Annotated in this window: 14 protein-coding genes; all 14 read right to left on the reverse strand. The window is 63.3% G+C overall.

What is annotated here, in order from left to right:
• Nucleotides 1-52 precede the first annotated feature (52 nt).
• The 14 genes from AC07Y9_RS07420 to AC07Y9_RS07485 all read right to left on the reverse strand — a co-directional run bounded on the left by AC07Y9_RS07420 (nucleotide 53) and on the right by AC07Y9_RS07485 (nucleotide 18,541).
• Nucleotides 53-850 (reverse strand): transporter substrate-binding domain-containing protein, encoded by a 798-nt coding sequence (locus tag AC07Y9_RS07420; protein WP_102678380.1) that lies wholly within the window; start codon nucleotides 848-850, stop codon nucleotides 53-55.
• Nucleotides 851-1,083: 233 nt separating this feature from the next.
• Entirely contained in the window at nucleotides 1,084-3,654 is a 2,571-nt protein-coding gene (gene mdoH / locus AC07Y9_RS07425; RefSeq protein WP_037034706.1) for a glucans biosynthesis glucosyltransferase MdoH, read from the reverse strand.
• Complete coding sequence (locus AC07Y9_RS07430; RefSeq protein WP_007925899.1) at nucleotides 3,647-5,440, reverse strand: glucan biosynthesis protein G; 1,794 nt, start codon at nucleotides 5,438-5,440, stop codon at nucleotides 3,647-3,649. Before AC07Y9_RS07430 ends, mdoH begins: the two co-directional genes overlap by 8 nt.
• A 277-nt stretch (nucleotides 5,441-5,717) precedes the next feature.
• Nucleotides 5,718-6,155: a D-aminoacyl-tRNA deacylase gene (gene dtd, locus AC07Y9_RS07435; protein WP_007925900.1), complete on the reverse strand. Its 438-nt coding sequence runs from the start codon at nucleotides 6,153-6,155 to the stop codon at nucleotides 5,718-5,720.
• Nucleotides 6,152-7,123 (reverse strand): prolyl aminopeptidase, encoded by a 972-nt coding sequence (gene pip, locus AC07Y9_RS07440; protein WP_007925901.1) that lies wholly within the window; start codon nucleotides 7,121-7,123, stop codon nucleotides 6,152-6,154. The genes dtd and pip overlap by 4 nt, the downstream gene beginning before the upstream one ends.
• A gap of 255 nt (nucleotides 7,124-7,378) precedes the next feature.
• On the reverse strand, nucleotides 7,379-8,182 hold the full coding sequence (hutG, locus tag AC07Y9_RS07445; protein ID WP_007925902.1) for an N-formylglutamate deformylase: 804 nt from the start codon (nucleotides 8,180-8,182) through the stop codon (nucleotides 7,379-7,381).
• A gap of 10 nt (nucleotides 8,183-8,192) precedes the next feature.
• The gene (hutI, locus tag AC07Y9_RS07450) at nucleotides 8,193-9,398 is read right to left on the reverse strand and encodes an imidazolonepropionase (RefSeq protein WP_102678381.1); all 1,206 of its coding nucleotides are present in this window, start codon (nucleotides 9,396-9,398) and stop codon (nucleotides 8,193-8,195) included.
• Nucleotides 9,399-9,414: 16 nt separating this feature from the next.
• Entirely contained in the window at nucleotides 9,415-10,824 is a 1,410-nt protein-coding gene (locus tag AC07Y9_RS07455; protein WP_007925907.1) for an amino acid permease, read from the reverse strand.
• 146 nt (nucleotides 10,825-10,970) lie between these two features.
• Complete coding sequence (gene hutH / locus AC07Y9_RS07460) at nucleotides 10,971-12,509, reverse strand: histidine ammonia-lyase (RefSeq protein ID WP_102678382.1); 1,539 nt, start codon at nucleotides 12,507-12,509, stop codon at nucleotides 10,971-10,973.
• A 152-nt stretch (nucleotides 12,510-12,661) separates the two neighbouring features.
• Nucleotides 12,662-14,185 (reverse strand): histidine ammonia-lyase, encoded by a 1,524-nt coding sequence (gene hutH, locus AC07Y9_RS07465; RefSeq protein ID WP_102678383.1) that lies wholly within the window; start codon nucleotides 14,183-14,185, stop codon nucleotides 12,662-12,664.
• Between the two features lie 99 nt (nucleotides 14,186-14,284).
• On the reverse strand, nucleotides 14,285-15,115 hold the full coding sequence (locus AC07Y9_RS07470) for a quaternary amine ABC transporter ATP-binding protein (protein ID WP_007925912.1): 831 nt from the start codon (nucleotides 15,113-15,115) through the stop codon (nucleotides 14,285-14,287).
• Nucleotides 15,112-15,963: an ABC transporter permease gene (locus AC07Y9_RS07475; RefSeq protein ID WP_102678384.1), complete on the reverse strand. Its 852-nt coding sequence runs from the start codon at nucleotides 15,961-15,963 to the stop codon at nucleotides 15,112-15,114. The genes AC07Y9_RS07470 and AC07Y9_RS07475 overlap by 4 nt, the downstream gene beginning before the upstream one ends.
• 71 nt (nucleotides 15,964-16,034) lie before the next feature.
• Complete coding sequence (locus tag AC07Y9_RS07480; RefSeq protein WP_102678385.1) at nucleotides 16,035-17,003, reverse strand: ABC transporter substrate-binding protein; 969 nt, start codon at nucleotides 17,001-17,003, stop codon at nucleotides 16,035-16,037.
• 74 nt (nucleotides 17,004-17,077) lie between these two features.
• A complete protein-coding gene (locus AC07Y9_RS07485) occupies nucleotides 17,078-18,541 on the reverse strand; it encodes a purine-cytosine permease family protein (RefSeq protein ID WP_092418990.1) in 1,464 nt (487 codons plus the stop codon).

The following is an 18,541-nucleotide window of genomic DNA, read 5'->3' on the forward strand; positions in this document are numbered from 1 at the left end:
AGGAGCGAGGCTTGCCCGCGAATGGGGGCGACTCGGTCTGTCTGACCGAGTGTTATTCCATGTCCTTGAGCCACTCGGTGCTCTTGAACCACTTGTCATGGATGCGATCGTAGGTGCCGTCTTCGTGGATCTGGTGCAGGAAGTTGTTGATGAAGTTGAGGCTGTCGTAGTCCCCCTTCTTCAGGCCGAACGCCAGGGGCTCGTAGGTGAACGGCTTGTCGAGGAACGTAAGCTTGCCGTTGCCGACCTTGCTCAGCGCCACCACGTTGTACGGGGCGTCGTAGATAAAGGCGTCGGCCTTGCCGTTGACCACGTCGAGCACGGCTTCCTGCTCGTTGTCGTAGCCATGGTACTTGGCCTTGGCGATCAGCTTCTTGGCGACCATTTCGCCGGTGGTGCCCAGCTTGGAGGTGATGCGGTAGTCGGCGGTGTTCAGGTCTTTATAGGACTTGATGGTGCCTTCCAGCTCCTTGCGGATCAGCAGGGTCTGGCCGACCACGATGAAGGGTTCGCTGAAGTTCAGGCGCAGGTTGCGTTCCTGGGTCAGGGTCATGCCACTGCCGATCATGTCGAATTTGTCGGTCAGCAGGGCCGGGATGATGCCGTCGTAGCCGGTGGAAACCAGCTCCAGCTTGACGCCCATGGCCTTGGTCATGGCCTTGAGGATATCGACCTCGAAACCGATGATCTCGCCGCGCTTGTTGGTCATCTCGAACGGCATGTAGGTCGGGTCCATGCCGACTTTCAGCGTGCCGCGCTTGACCGCATCATCGATGGCGCCAGCCTGGGCTGCATTGACCGCCAGCATTGCCGTGACGCCGAGCAGCAGCATCGAGAGATACTTCTTCATCTTCAAGTCCCCTGAACCCATTTTATTGTGAGGTGAACCCGCGGCCGGTTTTCCCTTGGAAAACCGGCAGATACGGACACCATGGGCCCGCTCGCGGCAATTCGGGGTGCGATGCTAACTCACCCGCCTATTTGCACAAGGGCTTGACCAGGATTTGTTGTTACAGAGGGGACGACAAAAAACGGACGCCACAAACAACAACGCCCTTGAGAGCACTCTCAAGGGCGTTGTCATCAGGCCGGTTGGGCGATTGTCGTTGGCGGTCGCAACGGCAACAACGGTGCATGAGGATCTTCATCCACCGATTGCCGCCAGGCGCTCAGCCAGTCGGCGTGGCCTTCGCTCCAGACCTGCTCGTGCAGGCGGGCCAGGGCCACCGGATCGCTCAGCAGCGCCAGGCGCTCGCCGTTGTTCAGCGCCGCCGGCCCGACTTTCAGGGCATGGCGGACACGTTCGATACGCAGCCACTCGATCGGCTCGGCCAGGCCGTGCCGGGACGTCGCCAGGGCACAGGCCAGGGCGTTCTGCTGCGGATCGACCACTGCCCGGATGAAACCGTCGTTCAGCGCATGCCAACGGTTTTCATGGGTGTACTGGTCGGTGGACAGCAGTTCCTGGGGCGGCGCGTATTCCTCGGGGATCAGGAACAGGCTTTCGTCACGGGACTTCAGGCCCAGGCCGACGCGGCTGGAAATCACCGACACCGGGATCGACAGCATCAGCGAACCGACGATCGGCACCAGCCACCAGAGGAAGCTCGGGTTCAGCCAGATCACCAGCAGCGCCCAGCAGAAGCCCAGCAGGGTCTGCGGACCATGGCGGCGCACCGCTTCGCTCCACGGCGTGGAGTCGTCGTCACGTTGTGGCGAGTTCCAGGTCGCGGCCCAGCCCAGGAACGCGGCCAGCACGAAACGGGTGTGGAAGATCATCCGTACCGGCGCAAGCAGCATGGAGAACAGCATCTCCAGCAGCATCGACAGGGTCACCTTGAACTTGCCGCCGAACTCTTTCGCGCCCTTGGCCCAGATCAGGATGATGCTCAACAGCTTCGGCAGGAACAGCAGCACGATAGTGGTCGAGAACAGCGCGATCGCCTTGTCCGGATGCCATTGCGGCCACAGCGGATACAGCTGGCGCGGCTCCAGGAAGTACTGCGGCTCCATCAGCGTGTTGACCGCCAGCAGCGCCGTCGACAGCACGAGGAAGAAGAACCACAACGGCGCCGACAGGTAGGACATCACCCCGGTGAGGAACACCGCACGGTGCACCGGGTGCATGCCCTTGACCAGGAACAGGCGGAAGTTCATCAGGTTGCCGTGGCACCAGCGCCGGTCGCGCTTGAGCTCGTCCAGCAGGTTCGGCGGCAGCTCTTCATAGCTGCCCGGCAGATCGTAGGCAATCCACACGCCCCAGCCGGCGCGACGCATCAGCGCCGCTTCGACGAAGTCGTGGGACAGGATCGCACCGGCGAAGGCGCCTTTACCGGGCAACGGCGCCAGGGCGCAGTGCTCGATGAACGGCTTCATGCGGATGATCGCGTTATGGCCCCAGTAGTGGGATTCGCCCAGCTGCCAGAAGTGCAGGCCGGCGGTGAACAGCGGGCCGTAGACGCGGGTGGCGAACTGCTGCATGCGCGCATACAGGGTGTCCATGCCCGAGGCTTTCGGCGCGGTCTGGATGATCCCGGCGTCCGGCGTGGCTTCCATCAGGCGCACCAGGCTGGTCAGGCATTCGCCGCTCATCACGCTGTCGGCGTCGAGCACCACCATGTACTTGTAGTCGCCACCCCAACGGCGGCAGAAGTCGTCGAGGTTACCGCTCTTGCGCTTCACCCGACGGCGGCGACGGCGATAGAAGATCTTGCCGAACCCCTTGGTTTCGCGGCAGACGTCCAGCCAGGCCTGTTGCTCGGCCACGCAGATATCGGTCTCGTTACTGTCGCTGAGCACGAAGAAGTCGAAGCGGTCCAGGTCACCAGTGGCCGCGACCGACTCGAAGGTCGCCCGCAAGCCGGCGAATACCCGCGGCACGTCTTCGTTGCAGATCGGCATGACCAGCGCGGTACGGGCATCCTTGGGGATCGGCTCGTTACCGGCGCTTTTGCCGGAAATGCGGTATTTGTCATGCCCGGTGAGCAGCTCAAGGAAGCCCATCAGCGCGGTCCAGAAACCGGCCGAGACCCAGCAGAACAGAATGCCGAACATGATCAGGATGCTGGTCTGCAGGGCATACGGCAGTACCTGGGTGGCGGTCTGCATCAATGGCTGATGCATGACTTCTTCCAGGTCGACGAACGACCAGCCCTGGTACGGCATGATGCCTTTCATGTACCAGCCGGCGACGATGGTCTGGCCAAGCATCAGCAGCAACAGGATGTAGCGACGGATCGAACCGACGGTGCGCCAGCGGGCGGCCGGCAGCACGTTCTGATCTTTCGGTGGCTGCGGCGGATTGGTCCGACCGGTCAGGCGCCGCCAGCCACGCACCAGGATATTGGTGCGCCATGGCTCGGGAACCACCTTGGTCCGACGGATCGGCGGCGTGGCCTTGAGGCACACGCGACCGCTGGCGTCGAGCGCCAGCATCTCGGCATCGATCAGTTCCTCGGCGGAACCCAGGGTCAGCCGGCGGCCCACCGAGGCCTGGGCGGCATCGGCAGGCGCGTCGAACGTCGACGACGACAGGCGTTCGTGCAGTTCACTGAAGGACTTGCAGCCCGCGAGTTCCGCGCGCTGCTCATCGGTCATTGGCAGGTGCGCCAGATACTCGGCAAGAGTCTCTGGCTGTACTTGAGCGTTACTCATCGGCAGGCAACTGGTAGCTCCAGGTCTCGGTCAGGACTTGCTCGGTCGGGACAGATTCCGGTGTGGCTGGGGCCGCCTCGGCAGCCGCAGGCTGCTTGGCGTCTTTGTGGTTCTTGGCGTCCTTGGCCGGCTTGGCGTCGGCTTGCTTGGCATCCGCCTCTTTCTTCTCCTGCTGCTTGGCGGCGACTTTGTCGGCCTTGGCAATGGAGGCGCTGGAGGCTGGCGACACGGCCTTGGCCGGCTCGACAGGGGTGGCGTTCTTGACCAGGGCCGCGCGCATCTCGGTGGATTTGCTCGGGTCCTTGATCTTCATCCGCAGGGTCAGGCGCCAGCCCTTGGTTTCAGGGTTGTAGCGCACGCTGTTTTCCACCAGCTCGGCGTTGTCGCCGACACTGACCTGGCTGCGCACCTCGGTGTCTTCCGGCAATGCCGCCAGGGATGGACCTTCGAAGTCCACCAGGTAGGCCACGCTGCCGTCCGGTTGGCGGATCAGGTTGGATTGCTTGACGTCACCGGTGGAGCGCAGGGTCTGCTCGACCCAGGAGCTGTCCGGCGAATGCAGGGAAGCTTCGTCCATGGTCCAGTGCAGGCGATAGGCGAAATCGAACGGCTGGCCTGGCTCAGGCTGCTTTTCCGGGCTCCAGAACGCCACGATGTTGTCGTTGGTTTCGTCCGCGGTCGGGATCTCTACCAGGTCGACGGTGCCTTTGCCCCAGTCGCCCTTCGGCTCGATCCAGGCGCTTGGGCGCTTGTCGTAGCGGTCGTCGAGGTCTTCATAGTGGCTGAAGTCGCGGCCACGCTGCAGCAGACCGAAACCACGCGGGTTTTCCACCGAGAAGTTGCTCACGGCCAGGTGTTTCGGGTTATTCAGCGGACGCCAGATCCACTCGCCGTTGCCGGCATGGATCGACAGGCCGCTGGAATCGTGCAGCTCGCGACGGTAGTTGAGGACTTTCGACGGCTGGTTGGCGCCGAACAGGAACATGCTGGTCAGCGGGGCGATGCCCAGCTTGCCGACCTTGTCACGCAGGAACATCCGGGCCTTGACGTCGACGATGGTGTCGCTGCCTGGACGCAGGGTCAGGCGATAGGCACCAGTGGCGCGCGGCGAATCCAGCAGGGCGAAGATCACCAGGTGCTTGTCGGTCGGCTTGGGTTGCTGGATCCAGAATTCGGTAAAGCGCGGGAATTCCTCACCGGACGGCAGCGCGGTGTCGATGGCCAGGCCACGGGCCGACAGACCATAGACGTGCCCCTTGCCGACGACGCGGAAGTAGCTCGCGCCGAGCATGGTCATGATTTCGTCCTGCTTGTCCGCCTTGTTGATCGGGTACAGCACGCGAAAGCCCGCATAACCGAGCTGCTCGGTGGCCTTGGGATCGAACTTGAGGTCGCCGAAGTCGAAGCGAGTCGAGTCGTATTTGATCTCTTCGACGGTGTTCGTGGTGATTTCGTTGATTTTCACCGGCGTGTCGAAATGCATGCCCTGATGATAGAAGGACAGCTTGAATGGGGTTTTCTGCTTGGCCCACTCGGCCTTTTCAGGCAGGAAGCGGATTTTCTGATAGTCCGCGAACTTCATCTCACGAAATTCGTTCGGCAGGTTACTGCGCGGAGCCTCGTACTTCTGCCCGGCCAGATCCTTAGCCTTGGCCGATACATCATCCAGATTGAATGCCCAGAGTTGGCCGGCGCTAAGCAGGCAAAGCAGTGCAGAGCCCGTCACCAGTGCGTTTCGTAACCGTTTGGCAGACAATTTTGGTGCATTACAGGGACTAACAATCACGAGCAACCCTCGCCGAAAACAGATCAAAAAACCAACGGCCAGCTATCTATATGCCAGGTTGGCGAGCATTGTTCCGACTCCGATGGGGCTAAATGATTCCCCAAACGGTCCCGAACAAGTCTCTACCTAAGTCAAAAACGGACCAACGAACGCTGATCCCCGTAGCGCGCGATTATCTAGTAGCCCGCGTTACAACGCATCAGGGGCGACCAAGTATTTATCGCGAAAAACGCCTATTTTCGGCCGGTTCCGGCCGAAAAAGATGTTTCAAGCACTTTCAGGTCTGTAACAGGAAGGTTACCGGGCCATCATTGACCAGATGGACCTGCATATCCGCCCCGAAGCGCCCTGATGCTACTTTGCCATGCAACTGTTGCGCCTTGCATAACAGATAATCAAAAAGTTCTTCACCGAGGGCCGGCGGTGCCGCCGTGGAAAAGCTCGGGCGCAGGCCGTTCTTGGTGTCCGCGGCCAGGGTGAACTGCGAGACCAGCAGCAAACCGCCGTCCACATCGGCCAGGGACAGGTTCATCTTGCCCTCGGCATCACTGAATACCCGATAGTTAAGCAGCTTGTGCAGCAGTTTGTCGGCACTGGCCCGAGTGTCCTCGGGCTCCACCGCCACCAGCACCAGCAAACCCTGGTCCACCGCCCCGACGATTTCCCCCGCCACTTCGACCCGCGCGCCGCGCACGCGCTGCAACAGCCCCTTCATGCTTCTTCGGGCGGCAGGTCGAGCAGGCGCCGGGCCATCTGATCAGCGGCACGCACCAGCGCATCGGTGATGCCCGGTTCGGACGCAGCGTGACCGGCATCGCGGATCACCTGCAGCTCGCTGTTCGGCCAGGCCTGGTGCAATTCCCAGGCATTGTCCAGCGGGCAGATCACGTCGTAGCGACCATGCACGATCACGCCCGGCAGGTGGGCGATCTTGCCCATGTCGCGAATCAGCTGGTTCGGCTCGAGGAACGCATGGTTGGTGAAGTAGTGGCATTCGATCCGGGCAATCGACAGCGCGCGCTGCGGCTCGGAGAAACGATCGACCACCAGCGGGTTCGGCCGCAGGGTCGCGGTCCGCCCTTCCCAGATCGACCAGGCCTTGGCCGCATGCATCTGGGCGATCTGGTCGTTGCCGACGAGACGCTTGTGGAAGGCGCTGAGCAGGTCGTCGCGCTCGTCCAGCGGGATAGGCGCCACGTAGTCCTGCCAGTAGTCGGGGAACAGACGGCTGGCACCGGCCTGGTAGAACCATTCGATTTCCTGCGGACGGCACAGGAAGATCCCACGCAGAATCAGGCCATGAACACGTTCAGGATGGGTTTGCGCATAAGCCAGGGCCAGGGTCGAACCCCAGGAGCCGCCGAACACCACCCATTTTTCGATGCCCAGGTGCAGGCGGATCCGCTCGAGGTCGGCGACCAGGTCCCAGGTGGTGTTGTTTTCCAGGCTGGCGTGCGGGGTGGAGCGCCCGCAACCGCGCTGGTCGAAGGTGATGATGCGGTACAGGTTCGGGTCGAAGTAACGGCGACTCTGGGCATCGCACCCGGCTCCCGGGCCACCGTGGATGAACACCACCGGCAAGCCTTCCGGGGATCCGCTCTCATCGACATACAGTACATGGGGTTCGTCGACAGCCAGATCGTGCCGGGCATAGGGTTTGATCTGCGGGTACAAAGTCTGCATTGCGCGCTCCGTAAGGGGTCGAGGTCATCCCTGGGGGGACTTCAATTATTCTGCCGTCCGGCATCATAAACCCGAATTACGCAATGAGCATGTCCTTGGAAAAAATGCGGTTGTTCCCCCCGGAAAGCCAGGCGCACCTGTAGCCGCTGCCGAAGGCTGCGCTCGACTGCGCAGCAGGCGCAGGACCTTGAGATCGCTGAAGGCCTTCGGCCTTATCGCAGCCTGCGGCAGCGGCTACAGGGCTTCCTGTCGGCTTCAGCGCCCGTAGCGCTTCTGCCCCCAGGCCAGCAGCCCTTGCAGCAGCTGCTTGAGTACCACCTGGGTCGGCGCCGCCAGATCGTCGCGGTAGCGGAACGGCTCGAACTCTTCCATGTAGGTGCTCTGCGCCAGCTCCAGCTGCACGGCATGGATGTTCTCGGCCGGGTTGCCGTAGTGCCGGGTGATATGGCCGCCCTTGAAACGGCCGTTGAGCACGTGGCTGTAGTCGGCATGGCGGGCGCAGATCGCTTCCAGCTGGCTGGCCAGTTCGGCATCGCAGCTGGCGCCATTGAAGGTGCCCAGGTTGAAGTCCGGCAGCTTGCCTTCGAACAGATGCGGGATCAGCGAACGGATCGAATGCGCATCGAACAGCAAGGCATAGCCGAACTCGGCCTTCAACCGTGCCAGCTCCTGCTGCAAAGTGCCGTGATAAGGCGTCCAGACCTTCTCCAGGTAAGTCGCCCGCTCCTGCTTCGACGGCTCCAGCCCCTCACGGAACAGCGGCACGCCATCGAACAGCGTGGCCGGGTACAACCCGGTGGTGGCGCCGACATAGAGAGGCTTGTCGTCGGATGGGCGATTGAGGTCGATGACGAAACGCGAATACTCGGCCGCCAGGGTGCTGGCGCCCAGTTCCTCGGCAAACGCGTAGAGCTGGGGAATGTGCCAGTCGGTATCCGGCAGGCTTTGCGCCTCGGGGATCAGCCCGGCCTCGACCGCCGGTGTCAGGCGCAGGCCAGCGTGGGGCATGCTGATCAGCAGCGGCACCCGGCCTTGTTTGAAGTTCAGAACCTTATCCACAACCCTTCTCCTATAAATCCACTTCAACGCCGTGGCGCACGACGCGTTTTTCCAGGTCACCGCCCAGCCAGTAGGCCAGGTCGGCGGGACGATCAATCTGCCAGGCAACGAAGTCCGCCACCTTGCCGACCTCCAGTGAACCGTGGGTCTGCTCCATGCCCAGCGCGGTGGCCGCATGCAGAGTCACGCCGGCCAGGGCTTCTTCCGGCGTCATACGGAAACAGGTGCAGGCCATGTTCAGCATCAGGCGCAGGGACAGCGCCGGCGAAGTGCCGGGGTTGAGGTCGCTGGCCACGGCGATCTTCACCCCGTGCTTGCGCAGCGCCTCCATCGGCGGCAGCTGGGTTTCGCGCAGGAAATAGAACGCGCCCGGCAGCAGCACGGCGACGGTGCCGGCCTCGGCCATGGCAATGGCGTCCTCCTCGGTCATGAACTCCAGATGGTCGGCCGACAGCGCGTGATAACGCGCCGCCAGGCTGGAGCCATGCAACGACGACAGCTGCTCGGCGTGCAGTTTCACCGGCAGGCCAAGCTTGTGCGCGGCGATGAACACCCGCTCCACCTGCTCCGGCGAGAACGCCAGGTATTCGCAGAACGCATCCACCGCGTCCACCAGGCCCTCGGCCGCCAGGGCCGGGAGCATTTCGTGGCAGATGTGCTCGATGTAGTCGTCCGAGCGCTCGGCGTATTCCGGCGGCAAGGCGTGGGCCGCCAGGCAGGTGCTGCGCACACTGACCGGCAGCTCGGCGCCCAGGCGCCGGATCACCCGCAGGATCTTGCGTTCGCTGGCCAGGTCCAGGCCGTAGCCGGACTTGATCTCGACGCTGGTCACGCCGTCGCGCAGCAGGCTTTTCAAGCGTTTGCGGGCGCTGTCGAACAATTCGTCCTCGCTCGCCGCGCGGGTGGCCCGCACGGTGCTGGCGATACCGCCACCGGCCGCGGCGATTTCGGCGTAGCTCACCCCTTGCAGGCGTTGCTCGAATTCGCCGCTGCGGTTGCCGCCGAATACCGTGTGAGTGTGACAGTCGATCAGGCCCGGGGTGACCCAGGCCCCCGCCAGGTCATGCAGCTCGGCATAGTTACCAGCCGGGACCTGATCGCGCGGGCCGATCCACTCTATGAGCGCTCCTGACGTCACGATGGCGGCATCCTCGATGATCGAGTAAGCACCTTGCGCCATGCTTGCGACGTGACAGTGTTGCCAGAGAGTTTTCATCCGAGGACTCCGTTAGTTATCGATGGGACAAAGAAGGGTCGCGGTGCACCTGGACCGCCTGACCGGCGGCCGGCTTGACCCACAACAGATAAGCGATCACCAGCAGCACGATCCACACCGCCCCCACCGCCAGCGCCGCCTGGGTTTGCGGGAAGTAACCCAGCACGCCGAAGACGAACAGCATGAACACGATGGCGGCTGCCGGCGCCCAGGGCCAGAACGGCACCGGGAATTTCAGTTGGGCAACCTGCTCGGCGCTCATCGAGCGACGCATGGCCACCTGGGTGACCAGGATCATCAGCCAGACCCAGACCGTGGCGAAAGTAGCGATCGAGGCAATCAGCAGGAACACGTTTTCCGGAATCAGGTAGTTCAGCAGCACACCGCCCAGCAGCGCGGCGCCCATGACCACCACGGTCATCCACGGCACGCCGTGTTTCGACAGTTGGGCAAAGCCTTTGGGCGCCTGCCCTTGCTGGGCCAGGCCGTACATCATGCGTCCGGCGCCGAAGATGTCGCTGTTGATCGCCGACACCGCCGCCGAGATCACCACGATATTGAGGATGGTCGCCGCCGAGCCGATGCCCAGGTTGTCGAAGATCTGCACGAACGGGCTGCCCTGGCTGCCGATCTGCGGCCATGGATAGATGGCCATCAGCACGAACAGGGTCAGCACATAGAACAGCAGGATGCGCATCGGCACCGCGTTGATCGCCTTGGGGATGACCCGCTGCGGGTCCTTGGCTTCACCGGCGGTGATGCCGATGATCTCGATGCCGCCAAAAGCGAACATCACCACCGCGAACGAAGCGATCAGGCCGCCGATGCCGTGGGGCATGAAGCCGCCGTGGGCCCAGAGGTTAGCCACCCCGGTGGCCTGCTCGTTGCTGGCCGAACCGATACCGAACAACATGATGCCGAAGCCGGCGAGGATCATCGCGACAATCGCGCCGACTTTCAGCAGCGACAGCCAGAACTCCATTTCGCCGAAGACCTTGACGTTGCACAGGTTGAGGCCGCCGATCAGGAACACGATGCCGAGCACCCAGACCCAGCGCGCCACTTCCGGAAACCAGAAGCCCATATAGATGCCGAAGGCCGTGACGTCGGCCAGGCAGACGATGATCATTTCAAAGGCATAGGTCCAGCCGAGGATAAAGCCCGGCAGTGGTCCCAGGTAATTGCTGGCGTAGTGGCCGAACGAGCCGGACACCGGGTTGTGCACGGCCATCTCGCCCAGCGCGCGCATCACCATGAACACCGCGGCGCCACCGATCAGGTAGGCCAGGAGGACCGCGGGACCGGCCATCTGGATGGCCGAGGCAGAACCATAGAACAGCCCGGTGCCGATCGCCGACCCCAGCGCCATGAAGCGAATATGTCGGGCGGACAGCCCGCGTTTCAATCCTTGAGCTTGCTGTTGCATTTCTCGTTCCTAATTATTTTTATCGGAGAAAACCGGAACCACCTGTAGCCGCTGCCGAGGTACGAGGCCCCCCCCCCCCCCCCCGACGGCGGTCCTGCGGACCGCTTCGCAACCTCGTGCCTCGTCAGCGGCTACGGGCATGGTCGTTACAGGCTCGGCAGCAACTTGGCCGGCAGCAGCTCGTTCAGGCAACGGGACGCCAGCAGTTCGCTCGCGGCATTGATGTCCGGGGCGAAGAAGCGGTCCTTCTCGTAGAACGGCACTTTGCTACGCAGGGTGGTGCGGGCTTTTTCCAGCTTGGTCGAGGTCTTCAGGCCGTCACGCAGGTCCAGGCCCTGGCAGGCCGCCAGCCATTCCACGGCGAGGATGCCACGGGTGTTTTCGGCCATTTCCCACAGGCGCTTGCCAGCGGCGGGCGCCATGGACACATGGTCTTCCTGGTTGGCGGAAGTCGGCAGGCTGTCCACCGAGTGCGGATGGGCCAGCGCCTTGTTTTCGCTGGCCAGGGCCGCGGCGGTCACCTGGGCGATCATGAAGCCGGAGTTGACCCCGCCATTGGCCACCAGGAACGGCGGCAGCTGGGACATGTGCTTGTCCATCATCAGCGAGATGCGGCGCTCGCTCAGGGAACCGATTTCGGCGATGGCCAGGGCCATGTTGTCGGCGGCCATGGCCACCGGCTCGGCGTGGAAGTTGCCACCGGAGATCACATCGCCCTCGGCGGCGAACACCAGTGGGTTATCCGACACGGCGTTGGCTTCGACCACCAGCACCTCGGCGGCCTGGCGGAACTGAGTCAGGCAGGCGCCCATGACCTGTGGCTGGCAGCGCAGGGAGTACGGGTCCTGCACCTTGTCGCAGTTCTGGTGCGACTTGGAGACTTCGCTGCTGTCGCCCAGCAAGTCGCGGTAAGCCGCGGCGGCGTCGATCTGGCCTTTCTGGCCACGGGCGGCATGAATCCGCGCATCGAACGGCGAACGCGAGCCCAGCACCGCCTCGACGGTCAGGCCGCCGCAGGCCAGGGCGCCGGCGAACAGGTCTTCGCCTTCGAACAGGCCGCGCAGGGCAAAAGCGGTGGAAACCTGGGTGCCGTTGAGCAGCGCCAGGCCTTCCTTGGCCGCCAGGGTCAGCGGCTTGAGGCCGGCCACGCTCAGGGCTTCGGTGGCGTCCAGCCATTGGCCTTTATAACGGGCCTTGCCTTCACCCAGCAGCACCAGGGACATATGGGCCAGCGGCGCGAGGTCGCCGGAAGCGCCCACCGAACCCTTGAGCGGGATATGCGGGTAGACCTCGGCATTGACCAGGGCGATCAGCGCGTCGATCACCTGGCGGCGGATACCGGAGAAACCACGGCTCAGGCTGTTGACCTTGAGCACCATGACCAGGCGCACCAGGGCGTCGCTGATCGGCTCGCCGACACCGGCGGCATGGGACAGCACCAGGGAGCGCTGGAGGTTTTCCAGGTCTTCGCTGGCGATACGGGTCGAGGCCAGCAGGCCGAAACCGGTGTTGATGCCGTAGGCGGTGCGGTTCTCGGCAAGGATCTGCTCGACACAGGCGACGCTGGCGTCGATCTGTGCCGAGGCGCTGTTATCGAGGCTGAGGGTTACCGGCTGTTGGTAGACGGCACGCAGTTGGGCCAGGGTCAGTTGGCCGGGAATCAGATTTAGCGCAGTCACATTCATGCTCCTTTTGAGAGTTTGTTATTAACTACCAGTCGCTCCGGAAGCTTCCGTTGTCCGTCGCAGCCCGCCGTTTGTGAGCGAGTGGCGCCTTGGCACGCTGGTTTTTCGTGGAAACCGTTGTCTTGGAAAATCCTGTTCTTGCAGGGCGCGCTTCAGCGCACGCCCGGTAAAACCTCCTGCAGCAAGGCCGGAGCCTTGAGCAGCGCCGCCGCGCTGGCGATGTCCGGGGCCAGCCAGCGATCCTGGTCATAGGCCGGAACCCGCTGGCGCAGGAGCTTCCAGGCCGCCTCGGTGCCGGCACCGAAACGCTGCTCCTTGAGAAATTCGAAGGCCTGGGCCGCCAGCAGGTATTCGATGGCGAGGATCTGGGTGCAGTTTTCCAGCGCGCGGGAAAGCTTCAGCGCGGCATTGGTGCCCAGGCTCAGGTGATCTTCCTGCAGGCCGGAGGTGACGTAGTTGTCGAGCACCGCCGGTTGCGCCAGCTGGCGGTTTTCCGCGCACAGCGAGGCAGCGACGTACTGGACGATCATCATCCCGGAGTTGACCCCGGGGTTGCTCACCAGGAACGCCGGCAAACCACTGACATGGGGGTTGATCAGGCGGTCCAGGCGGCGCTCGGCGATCGAGCCGATCTCGGCCATGGCGATCGCCAGCAGGTCCGCCGCCAAAGCCACCGACTGGCCGTGGGGGTTGGCCTGGGACATCACCCGGTAGTTGTCCGGAGTGCCCAGCACCATCGGGTTATCGGTGACCGAGTTGAGCTCGGTTTCGACCTGCTGCGTCGCATGCGCCAGCTGATCGCGGGCAGCGCCGTGAACCTGCGGGATGGAACGGATGCTCAGGGCATCCTGGGTGCGGATGCCTTTGCTGGCGGCAATCACTTCGCTGCCGTCGAGCAAGGCGCGCAGGTTGATGCCGACCTGCTGCATGCCCGGGTGCGGCTTGAGCGCGATGATCTCGGCGTCGAACGCGGCGATCTGCCCGCGCTGGGCCTCGAAGCTCATGGCGCCGATCACGTCGGCCCATTGCAGCAGGCGCGTGGCATCGGCCAGGGCCAGGCAGCTCAGGCCGGTCATGCACGGCGTACCGTTGACCAGGCACAGACCGTCCTTGGCCCCCAGTTGCACCGGTTCCAGGCCTTCCGCCGCCAGCGCCTGCTCGGCCGACACGACCTGCCCGCGGTAGCTGACCTGGCCGACACCGAGCAAGGCGATGCTGATATGGGCCATGTGGGTCAGGTAACCCACCGAACCCTGGGACGGTACCTGCGGGGTGATACCGCGATTGAGCAGGGCCAGCAGCGCCTCGACCACCCGGCGATGCAGGCCGGACTTGCCGTGGCTGTAGTTGACGACAGCCGCGCACATGATCGCCCGGGTCTGCTCGTCGGCCAGCGGCGCACCCACGCCACAGGCATGGCTGAGCAGGGTGTTGCGCGACAGCTGGCTGAGCTGTTCGTCCTGCAGCGAAACGTTGCACAGCGCGCCAAGGCCGGTGTTGATGCCATAGGCGCGTTCGCCGCTGACGACAATGCGCTGGACGATGGCCTGGGCATTCTCGATGCGCGCCCAGGCCTGGGCCGACAGCTCGAGCTGCGCGCCATGCCGGGCCACGGCGACCACATCCTGCCAACGCAACGGGGCGTCGGCGATAACGATTTTTTCAGCCTGCGACATCTTCGACCTCACGGGTACAACCTGAACATTGATGCAGCTTTACCGCCGCCTTCGCGGGCAAGCCTCGCTCCTACAGGGGAAGAGGCCCGCCCCAAGCCTTTAAACCACCGCCGCGCGTCGCTGCACGAAACGGTCGACATACTCGTCCGCCGGCGAATGCAGGATCTCTTTCGGCGTGCCGACCTGGATCAGCCGGCCATCCTTGAGGATCGCGATGCGGTTGCCGATGCGCACGGCCTCGTCGAGGTCGTGGGTAATGAAGACGATGGTCTTGTGCAGGGTCTTTTGCAGCTCCAGCAGCTGGTCCTGCATCTCGGCGCGGATCAGCGGGTCGAGGGCGCTGAAGGCCTCGTCCATCAGGATGATGTCGGTGTCCGCCGCCAGGGCGCGGGCCAGGCCGACGCGCTGGCGCATGCCGCCGGACAGCTGGTGCGGGTACTTGTTCTCGTAGCCCTTGAGGCCCACGGTGTTGATCCAGTGCAGCGCGCGCTCGGTGCAGACTTCCTTGCTCTCGCCCCGCACCTTGAGGCCATAGGCGGTGTTTTCCAGCACGGTCTTGTGTGGCAGCAGGCCGAAGCTCTGGAACACCATGCTGATCTTGTGCCGGCGAAATTCGCGCAGGGCTTCCATGTCGTATTGCAGGATGTCCACGCCATCCACCAGGATCGCGCCGCTGGTCGGGTCGATCAGGCGGTTGAAGTGGCGCACCAGGGTCGACTTGCCGGAGCCGGACAGGCCCATGATCACGAAGATCTCGCCAGTGCCGATGCTCAGCGACAGGTCGTTGACCCCGACCACGCAGCCGGTCTCGGCCAGCACCTGGTCCTTGGTCTTGTTCTGGCGAATCATGTTCAGCGCGTCGGCCGAACGGTTGCCGAAAATCTTGAAGACGTTCTTGACTTCGATCTTGCTCACGATTGCGTCGTTCATTTGCTCACCTCATGGCGTGGACGACCATAGGCTTGGGTAATACGGTCGATGACCACGGCCAGAATCACGATCGCCAGGCCGGCTTCCAGGCCACGGCCGACGTTGAGGGTCTGGATGCCCACCAGCACGTCTTCACCCAGGCCACGGGCACCGATCATCGAGGCGATCACCACCATCGACAGGGCCATCATGGTGGTCTGGTTGATCCCGGCCATGATGCTCGGCAGGGCCAGCGGCAGTTGCACGCCGAACAGTTGCTGCCAGCGGTTGGCGCCGAAGGCGTTGATCGCCTCCATGACTTCGCCGTCGACCTGGCGAATGCCCAGGTCGGTCAGGCGGATCAGCGGCGGCGCGGCGTAGATCACGGTGGCGAAGATCGCCGGCACCTTGCCCAGGCCGAACAGCATCAGCACCGGGATCAGGTACACGAAGCTCGGCATGGTCTGCATGATGTCCAAGAGCGGCATCAGCACCGAACGCAGGCGATTGCTGCGCGCCGAGAGGATCCCCAGGGGAATGCCGATCAGCACCGAAATGAAGGTCGCCACCAGCATCAGTGCCAGGGTCTGCATCAGCTTGTCCCACAGGCCGACCGCACCCACCAGGAACAGCAGGCCGACGATCACCGCGGTGGTCACCAGCTTGCGGGTCGAATGCCAGGCGATGCCGCCGACGATCACCAGCATCAGCCACCAGGGCGCCAGGCGCAGCAGGCCTTCGAGGTTGACGATGGCCCACAGCAGGGTGTCGGAGATGTGGCGGAACACATCGCCGTAGTTGGTCACCAGCGAATCGACCCAACTGTTGACCCAGTCGGCGATGGAAAAGGTGAAGCTTTCAGGAAACATAGAGAGACTCTCGATCAAGTGGGTTGTGGTGAAGCTCCCGGCTACCGCTCAGGCAGCCGGGAAGGCTCTACCTACAAGGCCGCGTCGATTTTCTTGGCTGCGTCGTCGCTCACCCATGCGTGCCAGACTTCAGGATGTTCCTTGAGGAAAATTTTCGCCAGCTTCGGCGATTCGATACGTTCCTTCGCCATGCGACCCAGGTTCTGGTTGAGCAGGTCGATCGGCAGGTTGACCTTTTCCAGCACGGCCACCAGCTCGGGCGCTTCCTCGTGGAAGGTCTTGGACAGGCCGACCTTGATGGTCACGCTCTTGTCCACGCCCGGCTTTTCTTCCAGCTTCACCAGGTCGACCTGGCCCATCAGCGGGGTTGGCGACCAGTAGTAGAACAGGATCGGTTCGCCACGCTTGTAGCTCGACAGCACCGCGGCATCCAGCGCCGGGCCGGTGCCTGGACGGAAGTTGGTGTAGCTGCTTTCCAGGCCGTAGCTTTTCAGCATCTCGCTGTTGTCCAGCTCGCAGGTCCAGCCGGCCGGGCAGTTATAGAAACGGCCTTTGCTCGGCTCCTCCGGGTCCTTGAATACGCTGGCGTACTTGCCCAGGTCGGCGATGTTCTTCAGGTCCGGGGCCTTGGCTTCCAGCTTGCGCTTGGCATCGCCTTCGATCACGTAGCGCGGCACGTACCAGCCTTCGATGGCGCCCACCACCGGGGCGCCGACGCCGACCACCTTGCCGGCCTTCTCGGCCTTGTTCCAGACCTCGCTGCGACCGACCCATTCCTCGGCGAAAACCTGGATGTCATTGCTGCTCAGGGCGTTTTCCATGGTGATGGAGTTGCCTGGCAGGCTGTCGGTCTTGCAGCCGTAGCCTTTTTCCAGGACCACTTGCAGCACGTCGGTCAGCAACATGCCGCTTTCCCAGTTCAGGCCGGCGAATTTCACCGGTTTGCCGGACTCGCACCAGCCGGCCGCCTGGGTAGCGCCGGCGCTGGCCAGCAGGCCCATGGAAAGCAAAGTGGTCAGCAGGGTCTTATGCATTTTCATTGTGTGACGCTCCCAATCATTGAAATGGATTACGGCAGTCAAGAGGCATCCAGCCCGTCCACGTCCAATCAGGTCTAGACCGCGGTAGCGCGGCCTGCCCCACTCAGCTTTTGTTCTGTGATCGAGTCCTGCTCTACCGGCAGGATCAGGCGATCGGGTACAGCGCCATGCCATTTCTTCGCGCAGACGTAATACAGCGCCGCGGGAACCACCAGGCCGACGATCCAGGAGATATCCACGCCACCCAGGGTTTCCACCAGCGGGCCGGTGTAGAACTTGGTGGCGATGAACGGCAGCTGCACCAGCACACCGATCACATAGACGCTGATACCGAGGATGTTCCAGCGGCCATAGCGACCGTTCGGATCGGCCAGCGCCGGCACGTCATAGTGCTCGCGGGTGATGCAGTAGTAGTCCACCAGGTTGACCGCGCTCCACGGGGTGAAGAAGGCCAGCAGGAAGAGGATGAAAGACTTGAACGCACCGAGGAACGAGTGCTGGCCGAGCAAGGCGATCAGGGTCGCGGTACCGACGATGACCAGCACGAACACCAGGCGTTGCAAGCGCGTCACTTCCAGGTGGCCACGAAAGCCACTGATGATGGTGGCGATGCACATGAAGCTGCCGTAGGAGTTCAGCGTCGAGATGGTGATCTTGCCGAAGGCGATGCTGAAGTACAGCAGCGCCGCAGTGGCACCGCTGCCGCCCAGGCCGACGATGTAGGCCACTTCGTGGCCGGCGAACTGCCCGTCGGCCATGGCCGCGGCGAACACGCCGAGCATCATCGCCACCTGTGCGCCGATCACCGAACCCGCGCCAGCGGCGAGGAAGGTTTTCACCGAGGAGGTCTTGCTCGGCAGGTAGCGCGAATAGTCGGCCACGTAGGGGCCGAAGGCGATCTGCCAGGACGCGGCGAGCGACACCGCGAGCAGGAAGCTGCTCCAGCTGAAGTGGCGGATTTCCAGGAGTGCGCCAACGTCGGTCTGGCTCATCAGGCGACTGAACAGATAAACGAAGGCGATCACGCCAATGACGCTGGCGGCACGCCCGATGAAATGGATCACCCGGTAGCCGAGCACCGTGACCAGCACGATGACGCTGGCGAAGATCAGGATGCCGACACTGTCGCTGACGCCGAACAGCTGGCCCAGCGCCTGGCCGGAAAGCACCGTGCCGGTGGCGGTGAAGCCCAGGTACATCAGGCAGACCAGGACGATCGGAATGGCCGCGCCATAGACGCCGAACTGAACCCGGCTGGAGATCATCTGCGGCAGGCCGAGCTTGGGCCCTTGCGCCGCGTGCAACGCCATCACACCGCCGCCCAGCAGTTGCCCGATGAGCAAGCCGATCAGCGACCAGAACACATCACCGCCCAGCACCACCGCCAGAGCACCAGTGACAATGGCGGTGATCTGCAGGTTAGCCCCCAACCACAGGGTGAACTGGCTGTAGAGCTTGCCGTGGCGTTCAGCCTCGGGGATGTAGTTGATCGAGCGCCGTTCGATCAGGGGTTTGGAGCTATCGCTGGCCGTGGACAT

Source organism: Pseudomonas sp. GW456-L12 (assembly GCF_059424045.1).

Bases quoted from the DNA above. Each gene is read 5' to 3' on its own strand.
- AC07Y9_RS07420 (WP_102678380.1), bottom strand. From the start codon at position 850: ATGAAGAAGTATCTCTCGATGCTGCTGCTCGGCGTCACGGCAATGCTG.
- mdoH (WP_037034706.1), bottom strand. From the start codon at position 3,654: ATGAGTAACGCTCAAGTACAGCCAGAGACTCTTGCCGAGTATCTGGCG.
- dtd (WP_007925900.1), bottom strand. From the start codon at position 6,155: ATGAAGGGGCTGTTGCAGCGCGTGCGCGGCGCGCGGGTCGAAGTGGCG.
- pip (WP_007925901.1), bottom strand. From the start codon at position 7,123: ATGCAGACTTTGTACCCGCAGATCAAACCCTATGCCCGGCACGATCTG.
- hutI (WP_102678381.1), bottom strand. From the start codon at position 9,398: ATGAAAACTCTCTGGCAACACTGTCACGTCGCAAGCATGGCGCAAGGT.
- AC07Y9_RS07455 (WP_007925907.1), bottom strand. From the start codon at position 10,824: ATGCAACAGCAAGCTCAAGGATTGAAACGCGGGCTGTCCGCCCGACAT.
- hutH (WP_102678382.1), bottom strand. From the start codon at position 12,509: ATGAATGTGACTGCGCTAAATCTGATTCCCGGCCAACTGACCCTGGCC.
- hutH (WP_102678383.1), bottom strand. From the start codon at position 14,185: ATGTCGCAGGCTGAAAAAATCGTTATCGCCGACGCCCCGTTGCGTTGG.
- AC07Y9_RS07470 (WP_007925912.1), bottom strand. From the start codon at position 15,115: ATGAACGACGCAATCGTGAGCAAGATCGAAGTCAAGAACGTCTTCAAG.
- AC07Y9_RS07475 (WP_102678384.1), bottom strand. From the start codon at position 15,963: ATGTTTCCTGAAAGCTTCACCTTTTCCATCGCCGACTGGGTCAACAGT.
- AC07Y9_RS07480 (WP_102678385.1), bottom strand. From the start codon at position 17,003: ATGAAAATGCATAAGACCCTGCTGACCACTTTGCTTTCCATGGGCCTG.
- AC07Y9_RS07485 (WP_092418990.1), bottom strand. From the start codon at position 18,541: ATGTCCACGGCCAGCGATAGCTCCAAACCCCTGATCGAACGGCGCTCG.